The sequence below is a fragment of the Devosia oryzisoli genome (assembly GCF_014837245.1).
GTDB classification, from domain to species: Bacteria; Pseudomonadota; Alphaproteobacteria; order Rhizobiales; family Devosiaceae; genus Devosia; species Devosia oryzisoli.
This window is the reverse complement of record NZ_JACYFU010000002.1, coordinates 425,814-440,746: the sequence shown is the minus strand read 5'-3', so window position 1 is coordinate 440,746 and position 14,933 is coordinate 425,814. Positions and strand designations below refer to the sequence as shown.

General features: G+C 65.7%; 14 protein-coding genes, 1 pseudogene and 1 riboswitch. Of the genes and pseudogenes, 10 read left to right on the top strand and 5 right to left on the bottom strand.

The genetic code is table 11. The features are described 5' to 3' along the window. Nucleotides 1-51 precede the first annotated feature (51 nt). From lspA to IC608_RS08720, 5 genes are all read left to right on the top strand, one after another. Nucleotides 52-621: a signal peptidase II gene (gene lspA, locus IC608_RS08740; protein WP_345890870.1), complete on the top strand. Its 570-nt coding sequence runs from the start codon at nucleotides 52-54 to the stop codon at nucleotides 619-621. A gap of 90 nt (nucleotides 622-711) precedes the next feature. Beyond that, nucleotides 712-1,395 (top strand): hypothetical protein, encoded by a 684-nt coding sequence (locus IC608_RS08735; RefSeq protein WP_191774570.1) that lies wholly within the window; start codon nucleotides 712-714, stop codon nucleotides 1,393-1,395. 120 nt (nucleotides 1,396-1,515) lie between these two features. Next, complete coding sequence (locus IC608_RS08730; RefSeq protein WP_191774568.1) at nucleotides 1,516-3,237, top strand: pseudouridine synthase; 1,722 nt, start codon at nucleotides 1,516-1,518, stop codon at nucleotides 3,235-3,237. Between the two features lie 5 nt (nucleotides 3,238-3,242). Further along, nucleotides 3,243-3,797 carry a 16S rRNA (guanine(966)-N(2))-methyltransferase RsmD gene (gene rsmD, locus IC608_RS08725; protein ID WP_191774566.1) on the top strand — a complete coding sequence of 185 codons (555 nt, stop codon included), beginning with the start codon at nucleotides 3,243-3,245 and terminating at the stop codon, nucleotides 3,795-3,797. A gap of 71 nt (nucleotides 3,798-3,868) precedes the next feature. Then, on the top strand, nucleotides 3,869-4,246 hold the full coding sequence (locus tag IC608_RS08720; RefSeq protein ID WP_191774565.1) for a GFA family protein: 378 nt from the start codon (nucleotides 3,869-3,871) through the stop codon (nucleotides 4,244-4,246). 11 nt (nucleotides 4,247-4,257) lie between these two features. Here IC608_RS08720 and IC608_RS08715 read toward each other — a convergent pair whose 3' ends face one another. The 3 genes and pseudogenes from IC608_RS08715 to IC608_RS08705 form a co-directional block, all read right to left on the bottom strand. Continuing rightward, nucleotides 4,258-4,668, bottom strand: coding sequence for a Fur family transcriptional regulator (locus IC608_RS08715; RefSeq protein WP_191774562.1), 411 nt, complete (start codon nucleotides 4,666-4,668; stop codon nucleotides 4,258-4,260). Further along, nucleotides 4,658-5,476 carry a metal ABC transporter permease gene (locus tag IC608_RS08710; RefSeq protein WP_191774560.1) on the bottom strand — a complete coding sequence of 273 codons (819 nt, stop codon included), beginning with the start codon at nucleotides 5,474-5,476 and terminating at the stop codon, nucleotides 4,658-4,660. The genes IC608_RS08715 and IC608_RS08710 overlap by 11 nt, the downstream gene beginning before the upstream one ends. 35 nt (nucleotides 5,477-5,511) lie before the next feature. Further along, nucleotides 5,512-6,282: pseudogene (locus tag IC608_RS08705) on the bottom strand (ATP-binding cassette domain-containing protein); the annotation flags it as partial. Between the two features lie 137 nt (nucleotides 6,283-6,419). Between IC608_RS08705 and IC608_RS08700 the strand changes: the two are divergent. Next, complete coding sequence (locus tag IC608_RS08700) at nucleotides 6,420-7,328, top strand: zinc ABC transporter substrate-binding protein (RefSeq protein WP_191774552.1); 909 nt, start codon at nucleotides 6,420-6,422, stop codon at nucleotides 7,326-7,328. A 21-nt stretch (nucleotides 7,329-7,349) separates the two neighbouring features. On the opposite strand, the gene IC608_RS08695 is transcribed toward IC608_RS08700, so the two are convergent. Then, on the bottom strand, nucleotides 7,350-7,706 hold the full coding sequence (locus IC608_RS08695) for a DMT family protein (protein WP_191774550.1): 357 nt from the start codon (nucleotides 7,704-7,706) through the stop codon (nucleotides 7,350-7,352). A gap of 82 nt (nucleotides 7,707-7,788) precedes the next feature. Beyond that, nucleotides 7,789-8,043 carry a DUF2164 domain-containing protein gene (locus IC608_RS08690; RefSeq protein ID WP_191774549.1) on the bottom strand — a complete coding sequence of 85 codons (255 nt, stop codon included), beginning with the start codon at nucleotides 8,041-8,043 and terminating at the stop codon, nucleotides 7,789-7,791. A gap of 101 nt (nucleotides 8,044-8,144) precedes the next feature. On the opposite strand from IC608_RS08690, the gene IC608_RS08685 reads away from it, so the two are divergent. The 4 genes from IC608_RS08685 to cobN all read left to right on the top strand — a co-directional run bounded on the left by IC608_RS08685 (nucleotide 8,145) and on the right by cobN (nucleotide 14,920). Continuing rightward, the gene (locus IC608_RS08685) at nucleotides 8,145-8,801 is read left to right on the top strand and encodes a hypothetical protein (protein ID WP_191774548.1); all 657 of its coding nucleotides are present in this window, start codon (nucleotides 8,145-8,147) and stop codon (nucleotides 8,799-8,801) included. Nucleotides 8,802-8,819: 18 nt separating this feature from the next. Beyond that, nucleotides 8,820-9,037: riboswitch (cobalamin riboswitch) on the top strand. 136 nt (nucleotides 9,038-9,173) lie between these two features. Next, entirely contained in the window at nucleotides 9,174-9,845 is a 672-nt protein-coding gene (locus IC608_RS08680) for an energy-coupling factor ABC transporter permease (RefSeq protein WP_191774546.1), read from the top strand. Between the two features lie 73 nt (nucleotides 9,846-9,918). Continuing rightward, nucleotides 9,919-10,965 (top strand): cobalamin biosynthesis protein CobW, encoded by a 1,047-nt coding sequence (gene cobW, locus IC608_RS08675; RefSeq protein WP_191774544.1) that lies wholly within the window; start codon nucleotides 9,919-9,921, stop codon nucleotides 10,963-10,965. A 184-nt stretch (nucleotides 10,966-11,149) separates the two neighbouring features. Further along, nucleotides 11,150-14,920, top strand: a complete 3,771-nt coding sequence (gene cobN, locus IC608_RS08670; protein WP_191774542.1) for a cobaltochelatase subunit CobN — start codon at nucleotides 11,150-11,152, stop codon at nucleotides 14,918-14,920. Nucleotides 14,921-14,933: the final 13 nt, after the last annotated feature.

The window sequence follows — 14,933 nt, the reverse complement described above, 5'->3', positions numbered from 1 at the left end:
GCCCGCATCCTTCCCTCATCTGGTGAGGGGAGGGTCACACAGGAACTTTTCGTGCAATCCCAGTCGCTCCGCAATCCAACCGTTCTGGCCTCCCTGATGGGCGCCGTCCTCGCCTTCGGGATCGACCGCGCCCAGAAGGGCTTCCATATCGCGGCCGAGTGCTTTGCCGTAGGGCAAGCGCTCTGCACGAGCTATCCCAGCTTCTACAATCCGATTTCCATGACGGGCTGGCGTGGTGGGGAGGTCGTGTCCGTCACGCCGTTCTTCGACTACGTGCTCGTCTGGAACACCGGCATCTCCTACGGCCTGCTCGACGGCCTGCCGGTGTGGTCGCTGGGCGTTGTCATGCTGGTGGCCGTGCTCGCCCTGGGGTGGTGGTGGGTGAAAAGCTCGACGCTGCTGGCCCGGCTGGGACTGGCGCTCTGCATAGGCGGGGCGCTGTCGAACGCCCTTGATCGCCTGATCTATGGCGCCGTCGCCGATTTCTTCCACTTCCACTGGGGCGCCTGGTCGTTCTACATCTTCAATATCGCCGATGTGGCAATCACGTTCGGGGTTATCCTGCTGCTGCTCGATATCCTCGGTCTCGGCCGGGCCCCGGCAACAAAAACAGCGGCCTGATGGCGGACAACACGTTGCTGCCAGAATCTGGTCTTAGGGCGCACAATGCGCTATAAGCGCGGCCGAAATCGTCAAGGATGGTTCATCTCCATGGGTTTGATTGCACAGCGCGCCGCAGTGTCGAAACTGGCTCTGGCCGCATTCGGTCTTCTGGCCGCGCTCTCGCTTTCGGCTTGCACGACAGTCGAAGGCACCAACGCCATGACCGATTTCGGGACGTTCGAGCGCGAGGTGATGAACACCACCGCGCGCGGCGTCGGTCTCATTCCCGGCGATGCTCCCAAGGAAGATCTGACGCAGGCGCGTGCGCCCCTCGTGCTGCCGCGCGACGCCAACAACCTGCCGGCTCCCAGCACGCAGGTCGCGGCGACGCAGTTGCCCGCCAACAGCGACCAGGTACGTGTGGATACGTCGCGGCTGAGCGAAGCCGACATCCAGCGCCTGCGCAACGCGCGCGTAGTCGATCTGCGCTCCATGGCTGGCCGGCCATTGACCGAGAGCGAGGCCAGGGCCCTGACCGCACGCATGACGGCGGCCGGCATGAACGTCAGCACATCGGGCAACCGGCCGCTGTATCTGCCGCCGGACGAGTATTTCACTCGCGTGGGCGACGCCAACCTCGTCTGCCGGGCGGCAAATGGCGACATCGTGCCGCTCAACGATGCCCGCTGCCCCGACGAAATCCGTCGTGCCCTGCGCAACCCTGGTCCAACTTCGGGCGCTCTGGTGAATAACCCTAATGCTCGACTGTCTGATACCGACGTCAAGCTCTAGACGACGCCACAGTTTTCTCTGCCGAAGAAGGCGGCCTTTCGGCCGCCTTCTTGTTCTCCGCGCCGCCCGCCCTGCGATCCCGCCGGGCATACCGGGTCCCGCATGTCAGAAAGTCCGCTCATGAGCGACACTCCAAAACAGCCTGAAGTCGCCGACCGCCTCGCCAAGGTCATTGCCCGCGCCGGTCTCTGCTCCCGTCGGGATGCCGAAGGCTGGATCAGCGACGGGCGGGTGTCCGTCAATGGCAAGAAGGTGTTGACGCCGGCCTTCAACGTCACCAGCCGCGACAAGATCGAGGTGGATGGCCTGCCCCTCGCTGCGCGCCAGGGCACGCGCGTCTGGCTCTACCACAAGCCGGCGGGTCTGGTGGTGACCGAAAAAGACCCCGAGGGACGTCCCACGATCTTTGAGGCGCTCGAGCAAAAGGGTCTTCCGCGTGTCCTGACGGTCGGGCGGCTGGACATCAATACCGAGGGGCTTCTGCTCCTCACCAATGATGGGGGGCTCAAGCGCGTCTTGGAGCTTCCCGCGACCGGCTGGCTGCGCCGCTACCGCGTGCGCGCCCACGGCACTGTCTCCCAGGCCCAGCTTGACCGGCTCAAGGAAGGCATCGAGGTCGAGGGGGTCAAATATGGACCGATCCAGGCGACCCTGGAGCGGGAGCAGGGCAGCAATGTCTGGCTGCTGCTCGGGCTGCGCGAGGGCAAAAACCGCGAGGTCAAGAATGTGCTCGGGGCTCTTGGGCTCGAGGTCAATCGGCTAATCCGCATTTCCTACGGTCCCTTCCAGCTCGGGGATCTGCCAGAGGGCGGCGTCGAGATGGTCAAGTCGCGCCTGTTGCGCGACCAATTGGGCAAGAAGCTTTCCGAGCAGGCCGGGGCGGATTTCGAAAGCGAGATGCCCGACACGCCGCCGCCCCGCGATGGTCGCCCGGTCCGTTCTCCCCGGGATCGCGACACCGGCTTCGCCCGTCGGCCAGCGCCCGTCGAGGGGCGCGGCGATCGCCCGGGCCCGCGGGGCGGTGACCGCTTCGATCAGCGTGATGCAAGGCCAGACCGCGGCAGCAGGAACCGTGAGGATGGGTTGCCCGTGCGGGCCCGCCGCGTCCATTTCGATGAAGATGGCCGCGCGCCCGAGGTCTTCACCGAAAAGCCCCAGGGGCGCGGACGCGGCGCCGAGCCGGCACGCGGCGCACCCCCGCGCGGGGCGCGCACGGACCATCAGGAGAGCCGCGGGAGCTTTGGCGATCGGCCACCGAGGCGCGATGGTGGCAAGCCCGCCCGTGGCGGATTTGGAGATCGCCCGGAGCGGAGTTTTGGGGACAAGCCGGCGCGCGGCGCGCGTCCTGAGCGCGGGTTTGCCGATCGCCCCAAGCGCAGTTTCGGCGACAAGCCCGCCCGCGGGGCGCGCCCGGAGCGCAGCTTCGAGGATCGTCCCAAGCGCGATTTCGGCGACCGGCCCAAGCGTGGCTTCGGCGATGCGGCGGCGCGCGGCCCACGGCCCGATCGCGGTGCGGATGAGCGTCCCAAGCGCGGCGGGAAGCCGGCCGACACGCGCAAGCCCTTTGCAAGGCGCGATGGCGATGCACCGCGAGGCGCCCGGCCCGAGGGTGGCAAGTCGTTCGGCAAGCCCTTCGCCAAGCCCGGCGGACCGCGTCCCCAGGGTGCTCGCCCCACTGGCGCTCGCCCGACCGGTGGCCGCCCAACTGCTGGCCGTCCTGCTGGTGCCCGCCCCACCGGCAGCCGGCCCACTGGTGCCCGCCCGACAGGTGGCCGGCCCACCGGGGGCCGCCCTCCCTCCGGACGTCCGGCAGGGCCTCGTAAACCCCGCAACGATCGTTGAGCCAGATGCGCATCGTTGCGGGAAAATTTCGGGGCAAGGCGCTGACGTCGCCTTCGGAGGGCGATATCCGCCCGACCTCGGACCGGGCGCGCGAGTCCATTTTCAACATTCTCGGCTCCCGGCTTGGACCGGTTCTCGAAGGCAAGCGGGTGCTTGATCTTTTCGCCGGCACCGGGGCGCTCGGGCTCGAGGCCTTGTCGCGCGGCGCTGCCCACGTCACGTTCGTTGAAACCGGTGCCGAGGCGCGAGGCCTGATCCGCGACCATATCGAAGCTTTCGGGGTCGCCGGCATCAGCAAGCTGCTGCGTCGCGATGCGACGGCCTTGGGCGCGCCGGGCACCTTTGGCCAGTTCGACCTCGTTTTCCTCGACCCGCCCTACCGTCAGGGGCTGGGCGAGAAGGCGCTGGCGGAAGTGGCGCGCCATGGCTGGCTTTCTCCCGGCGCCACGGTTGTCTGGGAAGAGGCCGCCGAGGCCGACATCACTGTGCCAGAGGGTTTTACGCTTGATGATGAACGGCGCTATGGCGCCGCCGCCGTGCGGTTCCTGACGTTCCCCTAAAAGCCTGAGCGGCGCTGCTGAACCTTCTTCCATGCCGTGGAGTTTCCCACCCACATTGGGGGACGTATTCCATGGCTGACGAGATCAGGACCGGTGGCTGCCTTTGCGGTGCCGTGCGCTACGAGGTGCGCGGGGAGCCGTTCAAATCAGGCCTCTGCCATTGCGCGGATTGCCGCAAGATCACCGGCAGCGCCTTTCTTGCCTATGCCGACTGGCGGGCTGACCAGTTCAGCTACGAGGGGCATGTGGAGACCTATGCCGGCCGCAGCTTTTGTCCCAGATGCGGCTCCCACACCTTCAACCTCAATGATGCCGGCGTCGAAATCCACCTCGGCACCCTGGATGACGCGCCCAGTGGCATTGCGCCGCAGGTGGAAGGCTGGTGCAAGCGGCGCGAGCCGTGGTTGCCGGCCATGCCGGGCCTGCCGATGTTCCCCGAGGATCCCTGAGGTCCGCTCGCTCAGGCGCCCAAACATGCGGCGCACCTGCCGCGGATTTCCATGGTCGTACGTCCGACCGTGAAGCCGGTGCTGCCGGCCCACGCCGCCAGGCGCTCCTCGATGACCGTGTCGGCGAATTCGTCCACCTTGCCGCAGCTTTCGCAGATGGCGAAGGCGATGAGGCCCTTGCGGTGGCAATGGGCGTCGGTACAGGCGACGAAGGCATTGAGCGATTCGAGACGATGCGCCAGGCCCCGTTCCACCAGCTTGTCGAGCGCGCGGTAGATCTGGAGGGGCGCCCGCAGCCCCTCGCTCCGGAGCTGGTCGAGGATGTCGTAGGCCGATAGGGGCGCGCCCGACCCGGTGAGGGCCCCCAGCACCAGCCCCTGATTGCGCGTCAGGTCCGCTGGAATGTCGCGGCTATGCCCCATGGTCCTGCCTCCTGCCAAACAGCCGCGCCGTGGGCACCGCCAGCGATACCAGGAAGATCGCAAGGGCCGCGACGACGATCGAGGGACCCGATGCGGTGTCCCAGGTTAGAGAGCCGAACAGCCCGGCGATTACCGCCACCGCGCCCAGGAACCCGGCAACCACGGCCATCATCTCCGGCGTGGCGCTCAGGCGCCGGGCCGTGGCGGCGGGAATGATCAGCAGCGAGGTGATCAGCAGGACCCCCACCAGCTTCATGGCGATGGCGATGACGCTGGCCATCAGCAGCATCAGGATGATGCGGCTCACTTCCGGGCGCAGCCCCTCAGCCTCGGCCAATTCCGGGCTCACCGTGGCCGCCAGCAATGGCCGCCAATTGATCGCCAACAGCGCGATAATGGCGATGCCGCCGCCATAGATGATGAAGATGTCCTGTTCCGAGACGGCAAGAATGTCGCCGAAGAGAAAGCCCATGAGGTCGATCCGCACCTGGGTCAGAAACCCTACCAGCACCAGGCCCACTGCCAGAGAGGAATGGCTCAATATGCCCAGAAGGGAATCGGTGGACAGGGTTGCCTGCCGCTGCAGCAGCAGCAGCGCGCCGGCCACCAGCGCGGCGACCAGAAACACACCCAGGGTCATGTTGATGGACAAGAGGATCGAGATGGCGACGCCCAACAGCGCCGAATGGGCCATGGTGTCGCCAAAATAAGCCATGCGCCGCCACACCACGAAACACCCCAGGGGACCCGTAACGGCGGCAAGCCCCGTACCGGCAATAATGGCGCGGGAGAAGAAGTCACCGAACATAAGCGAGAGGCTCCAACTGTCTGGTTCTATTGCGCATGGTGGTGCCCGGCGTGGCTGTGGGTGTGCTCGGCGCCGACAACGCAGCCGTCCTCGTGGTGTTCGTGATCGTGGTGATGCTCGTAGAGAGCCAGCGCCGATTCGGCCCGGTCGCCGAAGAGGTGCAGGTATTCCGGGCTGGACTTGACCGCGCTTGGCGTGCCGCGGCAACACACATGGCCATTCAGGCAGATGACGGTGTCGGTCTCGGCCATCACCACGTGCAGGTCGTGCGAGATCATCAGGATGCCGGCATTGGTGGCGTCGCGAATCTGCCGGATCAGCCGGTAAAGGGCGGCCTCGCCCGAAAAATCGACACCCTGCACCGGCTCGTCGAGGACCAGGAAATCGGGCTTCCTGATCATCGCGCGCGCGAACAGGACGCGCTGGAACTCGCCCCCCGAAAGCTCCTGGACCGCCGCCTTGCGCAGCCGGAGGGCGCCAACAGCCTCCAGCGCTTCCGTGATCTCCCGGGCGGAAAAGCGGCCGGTCAGCGTCATCAGACGCTCCACCGTCAGGGGCAGGGTCCAGTCGATGGCGAGCTTCTGCGGCACATAGCCGATCGTCAAACCGGGCCGTCGCGTTACGCGGCCGCTGGTGGGCTTGAGGACGCCCGTGGCCATTTTTGCGGTGGTCGATTTTCCCGAGCCGTTCGGACCGATCAGGGTCACGATCTCGCCGCGCCGGATGGCCAGGTCGACGCCCTCCACCAGCACGCGGCCACCGCGCCGCACGCCGGCGTTCTCGAGCGTGATCAGGGCGTCCTTCATTCCGGTGTCCTGCATCGGACCTGTTCCATCATGTGCTGTCCTCTTGACGAGTTTGATTACGTTATAGCATAACGCCGCGGCAAGTGTAATAAGATAACATATCAGCCCTGCTGCACCGATCCTGAAGAGGCCCGATCATGATCCGTCTTCTCCCGCTCGCCACTCTCGCCAGCCTGCTCCTGTCGAATGCCACCTGGGCGGCGCCCAATGTCGTGGCCTCGATCAAGCCGATCCACTCCCTGGTCGCGGCCGTCATGCAGGGGGTGGCCGAGCCGACCCTGATTGTCAAAGGTGCCGCCTCGCCGCACACCTATGCCCTGAGGCCGTCCGACGCCTCGGCCCTGGAAGCGGCAGACATCGTGTTCTGGACCGGCTCGAGCCTCGAATTGTTCCTCGCGGACGCTCTGGACACCTTGGCGCCGGACGCTACCAAGGTCGAACTCACCGAGGCGCCTGGTGTGGAACTGCTGGCGCCGCGCGAGAGCGGGGCGTTTGAAGTGGACACGGAAGACCATGGCCATGCCCATGGCGAGGAGATCGACCCTCACTTCTTCCTCGATCCCCAAAACGCCAAGCTCATGGTCAGCCACATCGCTGGCGTGCTGGCCGAGGCCGATCCGGACAATGCCGCCCGCTACCAAGCCAATGCCGAAACCGAGCGGTCGGCGCTCGATGCGCTAAGCGGCGACATTGCGGCGCGGCTCGAGACCGTCAAGGACAAGCCCTTTGTCGTCTTCCACGATGCCTACCAGTATTTCGAGAAGCGCTTTGATCTGGCCGTCGCGGGCAGCATCACGCTTTCGCCCGACGCCATGCCCGGCGCGGCAGGCATCGATGCGCTCCGCGCCAAGGTGAGCGAGCTCGGCGCCAGCTGCGTTTTCGCCGAGCCCAATTTCAAGCCCACGATCGTCGACGCGATCATCGAGGGAACCAGCGCCAAGGCCGGCGTGCTCGATCCTGAGGGTAGCACGCTCCCGGAGGGCGTCGAGCTCTACCCCACCCTCATGCGCGATCTGGCGAACAATATTGTCGATTGCCTGAGTTGACCGGGAGGCCCGTGGCCGGCGCTATTTGATCGGGCCCTTGAAGATGAAGAACGCTCCGAGCGCGATGAAGCCGAACCCGACGCCATGGTTCCAAGTGAGTTTTTCGCCAAGGTAGAACACCGCGAAGAGCGCAAAGACGCCGAGCGAGATGACTTCCTGGATGGTCTTGAGTTCGGCGGCCGAATAGACGGCGCTGCCGATGCGGTTGGCCGGCACCGCCAGCCAGTATTCGAAGAACGCCAGCCCCCAGCTGATCAGCACGATGACCCAGAGCACGCCGTTGTGTACCTTGAGGTGCCAGTACCAGGCGAAGGTCATGAACAGGTTCGACGCGATCAGCAGGCCGATCGGCGCAAGGGACGGGATATTGAAACCCATGGAGCACCCAAGAAGCAGAGCCGGAACGACCGGCCGCGTCTTCTAGCACTCCCGCTGCTTTTCGAAAGGGTGATTTCAGAGCTTACCGCAGGTGCTTGGTCGGCTGCTCGAGCGAAAAGATCTCATCGCTGACATCGTCGATCTTCTTGCGCACCAGGGCCTGCGCATCATAGAGGCCGCGATTGTAGAAATAGGCGCCCATCTTGTCCGCGAAAAACTGCATCAGCATTTCCGCCGGAATGGCCCCGATCGACTGGTCCAGCTCCTCCCGGAAATAGTCCTGGATGTCACCCACAATCGCCTTGGTTTCCTCGCGGCTGAAGGTGATGGGTTTCATGGGATAGGCCTCCTTTGCACGTGCCGTGATACGCTGAGTCGCCGATTGCCGGCCAACCTGGCTTGAGACACAATGCCGTTCTCGCCGGTCGGAGGCCACCTATGCTCGCCCGTTTCTTCGTTCCTGCATTTGCGGCTGTGCTGCTGCTGACTATGCCAGCTGCTGCCAAGGAAAAGACCAAGGCCAGCCAGGTCACCTGCGAGGGGGTCTTTGGCCCCGAAAGTTCCGAGGCGCTGGTCAAGCAGACCTTTGGCCCTGACAACGTGGTCACCGGCATGGTGGACGGCCCCGAGGGGATGCAGATGCTGGCCACCACGGTGTTCCCTGATGACCCGCAGCGAACCATGCGCTTTGGCTGGTGGGACGAAGATGCCCGGAGCGGCCTCTCCTATGTCGACCTTGCGCCGAGCCAGATTGCGCCCGGTGGCGTTCGCATCGGGCAGACGGTGGCTGAAGTGGAGGCTCTCAATGGCGCTCCCTTCACCATTGGCGGTTTCTGGTGGGACTACGGAGGGTACGCCAATATCGAGAACGGGAATCTGGCCCATACCGACGATAAAACCTGCTGGGTGTCGATCCGCTTCTCGCCCGCCGACGACTATTCTTCGGATATCGACGCCACCCCGGTTTCGGGTGAAGTGCAGGTGCCCTCGGGTGAAGCTCTGCTCGAAATGCTCGATGTTCGCGTTGCCGTTGTCAGCGTCTCCTGGCCTGCTCCCGAAGGGTACGGCGAGGATCACGGGCAACCCGCCGATTGACCGCGGCCAATGCCGGGCGTAACACTGGTCGTGGTTGGTTCCCTGCGTCCGCAACGACAAGGGGATCAAAAGGGAACATGGTGAGGCGTACCCATCAGGGACCGAATCCGTGGCTGCCCCCGCAACTGTAAGCGGTGAGTGTTCTCGATACGCCACTGATGCCCTTCCGGCATCGGGAAGGCCGGGAACGACGATGACCCGTGAGCCAGGAGACCTGCCAACCACCGGTTGATCACTCACTGTCGGTGGGACAGATGGAGGGCAAGATGATCACGCCATCAGGCTAGATCCGTATCGGGATCAGTCCCCCTGCGCCGTGCCGCGAAAGCCGCCTGCGCCCAGACCCCCTTACCCATTTTACGGATCGCAAAAATGCATATCGCGCCAGACCTGGTTTCCCCTGAAAAACTGCTCCTCGCCTACGGTACGGCTGCCGCCGCCGGCGCCATGACCGTCAAGTTTGCGCTGGACAGCGTCCGCGAACGCGGCGTCGTGTCTCTCTTCACCCGCGCCGGCCTCTCCACGGCCGCTGTCTTCTGCTTTTTCCAGGTGTTCCCGCACTATCCGGTGGGCGTGAGCGAAGTCCACCTGATCCTCGGCTCGACGCTGCTCTTGATCTTCGGCGCCGCACCGGCCGCCTTCGGCCTGGCGCTGGGTCTGCTGCTGCAGGGGCTGTTCTTTGCGCCGTTCGACCTGCCGCAGTTCTTTGCCAATGTGACGACCCTGATCGCGCCGCTGCTGGCCATCAAGTTCCTCGCCGACCGGATCATCCGGCGCGACACCGCCTATGTGGACCTGCGCTACAGCCAGGCCTTGGCGCTCTCGGCAACCTATCAGGGGGGCGTCGTGCTCTGGGTCGCGTTCTGGGCCCTCTACGGCCAGGGCTTTGCAGCCGGCAACATCGCCTCCGTTGCGAGCTTCGGCGGCGCCTACATGCTGGTCGTCCTGGCCGAGCCGCTGATCGACCTGGCGGTGCTGGCTGGCGCGAAGACCGTCCGGGGCCTGGCCAAGACCGGCCTCGTCACGCCCCGCCTCTTCGCCTGATCCCTGTACACTGAACCAACCGGCGCGCCTTCCCCTTTGGGGAGGGCCCGCAGCGCTTGGAGGACCCGTTTTCATGACGACCAAAATTCCGACCACCGTCATCACCGGCTTTCTCGGCGCCGGAAAGACCACGCTGGTGCGCCACATGCTGGCCCACGCGCCCAAGGGCAAGCGCATCGCGCTCATCATCAACGAGTTCGGCGATCTGGGCGTCGACAAGGATATTCTGGCCGGCTGTGGCGATGAGACTTGCCGCGAGGAGGACATGGTCGAACTGTCCAATGGCTGCATCTGCTGCACGGTGGCCGACGAGTTCATCCCGACCATGCAGGCGCTGCTCGCGCGCGAGGAAAAATTCGATCACATCGTGATCGAGACCTCGGGCCTCGCCCTGCCGCAGCCGCTGATCCGGGCGTTCAACTGGCCCGAAATCAAGGCGCAGGTGACTATTGATGGCGTGGTCACGGTGGCCGATGCCGCAGCCCTTGCGGAGGGCCGTTTCGCCTCCGATGAAGCCGCCGTCGATGTGCAACGCCGCCAGGACGAAATGCTGGACCACGAAACGCCGCTGGGCGAACTGTTCGAGGATCAACTCTCGGCGGCCGACATGGTGATCCTCAACAAGACCGACCTCGTGGATGCCCAGACGCTCGAGACTGTCGAGAAGAACATCCGGGCCGAACTGCGCCCCGGCGTCGGCATCGTCCGGGCTGCCAACGGTCATGTCGATGTTGCGGCGCTGCTCGGCATGGGCATGGAGTCCGAAGGCGACATCGCCAATCGGCCCAGCCATCATGAACTCCAGCATGGCGGGGAAACGCACGAGCATGACGATTTCGACAGTTTTTCGCTGACCCTGCCCAGCATCCAGGGCAAGGACCATCTGCTGGCGACGATCGAGCAGACCATCAAGACGCACGACGTGTTGCGCCTCAAGGGCTTTGCCGACGTTCCGGGCGCCGCCGCGCGCCTCGCCATCCAGGCGGTTGGCCCGCGGGTCACCGCCTATTTCGACCGCCCGTGGAAGCCGGGTGAAAGGCGCGAGACGGCCCTCGTCGTCATCGGCGAACAACCGCTGGATCGCGAAGCGATCACACAGAGCCTGCAGGCGGCGGCATAGTGCGCCCCGCGGCGCCTGGGCATCCACCGGCGCCCACCTCCCCCTGGACGGGGGAGGCCGGGAGGGGGTGTGCCACGCATTCGATTTGTAGGCCTCGCAACACCCCACCCCATCCCTCCCCGTCAAGGGGAGGGGGCCGCATCGCGGGCGCGGGGAAATCCAGTTTCGTCCCGAGACCTTTCTGATGCACCTGCTTTCTGCCCAGGCTGGCGCGATCCAGCAGGAGGGCGAGGCGATCGACCTTGCCCAGTCTCCCGGCGCGCATGTCTTTGCGTCGTCCGCCGACAGCGAACTGGCCATGCTCGCCGCCGCGGCGGACCGGGCAGGGGAAGAGGGACTGCGCCTGGCCAACACGCTGCGTCTGTCGAATAACCTGTCGGTGGATATGTGGCTCGAAAAGACCGTGGTGCACGCCCGGCTTGTCGTGCTCCGCCTCATCGGCGGCGCGGCCTACTTTCAGTATGGCGTCGACGAACTCACCGCCCTCTGCGCCAACCGCCGCATCCCGCTGATCCTGCTGCCCGGGGACGCTCACCCCGATCCCATTCTGCAGTCGCGCTCCACGGTCCACCCCGACGACTGGGCGGCGCTGCACCGCCTCTTCATCGCCGGCGGCCCGGAGAACGCGGACGCCATCCTCACCGCGTTTGAGACTCTCGCGGGCCCGGCGGAGACCGGTGTGGGGGTGCTTAGGGCGCTCGAGCCGCAGGCTTTTCCACGCTTCGGACTCTGGCACCCGCTGAAGGGGATGACCGAGGAGGCCGAACTCAGGGCGGTTCATCACGAAACGCTCGATCACGAGCGGCCCTGGAGCCACGTCCCCATCCTCTTTTACCGAGCCGCGCTCGAAGGTGCCGGCACGGCCACGCTAGAGGCGCTGATTTCCGGGCTCGAGCACTGCGGGCTGGCGCCGGTCCCGGTTGTCGTATCCTCGCTCAAGGATGCGGAGAACGTCCGCTTCGTGCAGCAGGTGCTAAAGACATTCCCGCCGTCTGCGATCTTCAATCTCACCGCCTTTGCGCTCGGTGTCGCTGATCTCGACGCGGCGAAGAACCCTTTCGCAGGCACCGATGCGCCAGTCATCCAACTGATCCAGTCCGGGCGCTCGGAGGCTCAGTGGCAGGCCGATCCGCAGGGGCTGTCGGCCAAGGACATGGCGATGTACCTCGTCATGCCGGAAGTCGATGGCCGCATCGGCGGGCTTCTGGTCGGCCACAAGGCGGATTCGGTCTGGCACCACCGGACCCAGTGCCCCCTCAGCGCCTATGGGCCCGACCACGGGGGCATCCGCCGTGCCGTCGACCTCGCCTTCAACTGGACCCGCCTCCGCGCCACACCCCGTGCCGACCGCCGCGTTGCCCTGATCCTCGCCAACTACCCCATTCGCGACGGGCGGCTCGCCAACGGCGTGGGTTACGACGCGCCGGAGAGCACCGTCCGCATGCTGATGGCGCTGGAGACGGCGGGGTATGGGCTGGCTCAAGGGGGGAGGGAGGCGATACCGATGGCCTTCGGCAGTGCCGACCTCATTGCCCTCCTGCAGTCGGGGCCGACCAACGCGCAGCCGCAGCGGGGGCAATCGGGTGCTGTCCTGCCGCTGGCGCGATACGCCGAACTCTTCGCCGCGTTGCCCGGGGAAATTCGTACCACCGTCACCGCGCGCTGGGGTGATCCGGCGACCGATCCGTTCGTGCGCGAGGACGCATTCCACCTGCCTGCCCACCGCCTGGGCAATATCGTGGTCATGCTCCAGCCGGCGCGCGGGTATCACCTCGACGAGACCGCAAGCTACCATGACCCGGCGCTGGTGCCGCCCCACGCCTATATCGCGGCCTATCTCTGGCTGCGGCACGAGTTCGATGCGCACGCCATGGTGCACAACGGCAAGCACGGGACGCTCGAATGGCTTCCGGGCAAGTCCGCAGCGCTGGACGCCGACTGCTATCCTGATGCCCTGTGGGCGCAGTTGCCTCACCTTTACCCCTTCATCGTCAACGACCCGGGGGAGGGGACGCAGGCCAAGCGGCGTGCCGGCGCCGTCATCATCGACCACCTCGTGCCCCCGCTCACCCGCGCCGAAACCTACGGGCCGCTCAAGGACCTCGAGGCGCTGCTCGACGAATATTACGCCGCCTCCGGCATGGATCGCCGCCGTATGGCCGATCTCAAGCGTCGCATTCTCGACTTTACCCGCGACAGCCGTCTCGACGCCGACATCGGCCTGCCAGAAGACGAAACCGCGGCCCTGATCAAGATCGACAACTTCCTGTGCGATCTCAAGGAAGCGCAGATCCGCGACGGCCTGCACGTCTTCGGCCAGTCTCCGACGGGTAGCCTCGAACGCGATCTCACGGTTGCCCTTGCCCGTGTGCCCCGCGGCGACAGCCCGGAGGAGGGTTCTCTCATCCGTGCCTTCGCCGACGACCTGAAACTCGGCTTCGATCCGCTGACCGCCAAGCTGGGCGAGCCCTGGACCGGACCGCAAATATCCGCACCTGCGGCGAAGGGGGGCGCGAGCCCCACGTGCAGAACCGCCGGCCAGATCGTCGAATACCTCGAATCCCTTGCCGCGGAACTCGTCGAGGGCAAGCTGGCGCCCGATCCGGCCTGGACCGCGACCCGCGCCGTTCTGGCCGCCGTCGACAGCCTCATTCGGCCGCGCCTGGCTGCTTCCGGTCCTGCCGAGATGCAGGCGTTCCTCGATGGTCTCGATGGCAAGTTCATCATCCCGGGCCCTTCCGGCGCCCCGTCGCGCGGCCGCCTCGATGTGCTGCCCACCGGCCGCAACTTCTTTTCGGTCGACGCGCGGGCCGTCCCTACACCAAGCGCGTGGGAACTGGGCCGGAAGTCTGCGGAAAGCCTGGTTTTGCGCCACCTTCAGGACCACGGGGTTCATCTTCGGGCGGTGGCGCTGTCGGTCTGGGGCACGGCAAACATGCGCACCGGGGGCGACGACATTGCCCAGGCGATGGCTCTGATCGGCATGCGCCCGACCTGGGACCCGGGCTCTCTCCGCGTCTCGGGGTACGAGATCATCCCGCTGGCCAGGCTCGGCCGCCCGCGGGTCGATGTCACCCTGCGCATTTCCGGGTTCTTCCGCGACGCCTTTCCGGCCCAGATCGCGCTGTTCGATCGGGCCGTGCGTGCTGTCGGTGCCCTGGACGAGCCGGAGGAAGATAATCCGATTGCCGCGCGCATGCGCGCCGAGGCCCTCGGCCTCATCGCCGCCGGCGCCTCGCAGGAGGAAGCGGCGGAGCAGGCCGGCGCCCGCATCTTCGGCTCCAAGCCGGGGGCCTACGGCGCCGGCCTCGGCCAACTCATCGACAACGGCAATTGGTCCGGCAAGGCCGACCTTGCAGCCCAGTTCCTCGATTGGGGCCAGTACGCCTATGGCGCCAAGGCCGCCGGCACGCCGATGCAGGATCGGTTCCGCGCCCGCCTGAGCGAGATCGAGGCAGTGGTGCACAATCAGGACAATCGCGAGCACGACCTGCTTGATAGCGACAATTACTATCAGTTCGAGGGTGGCCTCTCCGCCGCCGCCGAAATCCTCTCCGGCCACAAACCGGCCGCCTACCACAATGATCATTCCCGCCCGGAAACGCCGAAAATCCGAACGCTGGACGAAGAGATCAGCCACGTCATGCGCTCCCGCGTGGTTAATCCCAAGTGGATCGGCGGTATGATGCGCCACGGCTATCGCGGCGCCTTCGAAATCATCGCCACCGTCGATTTCATGTTCGCCTTTGCGGCCACCACCGGCGCGGTGAAGACCCATCACTTCGACCTGGCGTTCGATGCCTTCGTCGAAGATGACACGGTGCGCGAATGGCTGAGGGAGGCAAACCGCTTCGGCTATGACGAGCTGCTCGCCAAATTCAACGAAGCGCGCCAGCGCGGTCTCTGGTCCCCGCGCTCCAATTCCGCCTATGCTTTTCTCGAGGAGACTGCGTGATGACCGACAAGCC

What these genes read in the sequence shown, in the direction of transcription:
- IC608_RS08690 (WP_191774549.1), bottom strand. Translation starts at nt 8,043, where the DNA reads ATGAAACCCATCACCTTCAGCCGCGAGGAAACCAAGGCGATTGTGGGT.
- IC608_RS08680 (WP_191774546.1), top strand. Translation starts at nt 9,174, where the DNA reads ATGCATATCGCGCCAGACCTGGTTTCCCCTGAAAAACTGCTCCTCGCC.
- IC608_RS08735 (WP_191774570.1), top strand. Translation starts at nt 712, where the DNA reads ATGGGTTTGATTGCACAGCGCGCCGCAGTGTCGAAACTGGCTCTGGCC.
- cobW (WP_191774544.1), top strand. Translation starts at nt 9,919, where the DNA reads ATGACGACCAAAATTCCGACCACCGTCATCACCGGCTTTCTCGGCGCC.
- IC608_RS08700 (WP_191774552.1), top strand. Translation starts at nt 6,420, where the DNA reads ATGATCCGTCTTCTCCCGCTCGCCACTCTCGCCAGCCTGCTCCTGTCG.
- IC608_RS08720 (WP_191774565.1), top strand. Translation starts at nt 3,869, where the DNA reads ATGGCTGACGAGATCAGGACCGGTGGCTGCCTTTGCGGTGCCGTGCGC.
- IC608_RS08715 (WP_191774562.1), bottom strand. Translation starts at nt 4,668, where the DNA reads ATGGGGCATAGCCGCGACATTCCAGCGGACCTGACGCGCAATCAGGGG.
- IC608_RS08695 (WP_191774550.1), bottom strand. Translation starts at nt 7,706, where the DNA reads ATGGGTTTCAATATCCCGTCCCTTGCGCCGATCGGCCTGCTGATCGCG.
- IC608_RS08730 (WP_191774568.1), top strand. Translation starts at nt 1,516, where the DNA reads ATGAGCGACACTCCAAAACAGCCTGAAGTCGCCGACCGCCTCGCCAAG.
- IC608_RS08710 (WP_191774560.1), bottom strand. Translation starts at nt 5,476, where the DNA reads ATGTTCGGTGACTTCTTCTCCCGCGCCATTATTGCCGGTACGGGGCTT.
- rsmD (WP_191774566.1), top strand. Translation starts at nt 3,243, where the DNA reads ATGCGCATCGTTGCGGGAAAATTTCGGGGCAAGGCGCTGACGTCGCCT.
- IC608_RS08685 (WP_191774548.1), top strand. Translation starts at nt 8,145, where the DNA reads ATGCTCGCCCGTTTCTTCGTTCCTGCATTTGCGGCTGTGCTGCTGCTG.
- cobN (WP_191774542.1), top strand. Translation starts at nt 11,150, where the DNA reads ATGCACCTGCTTTCTGCCCAGGCTGGCGCGATCCAGCAGGAGGGCGAG.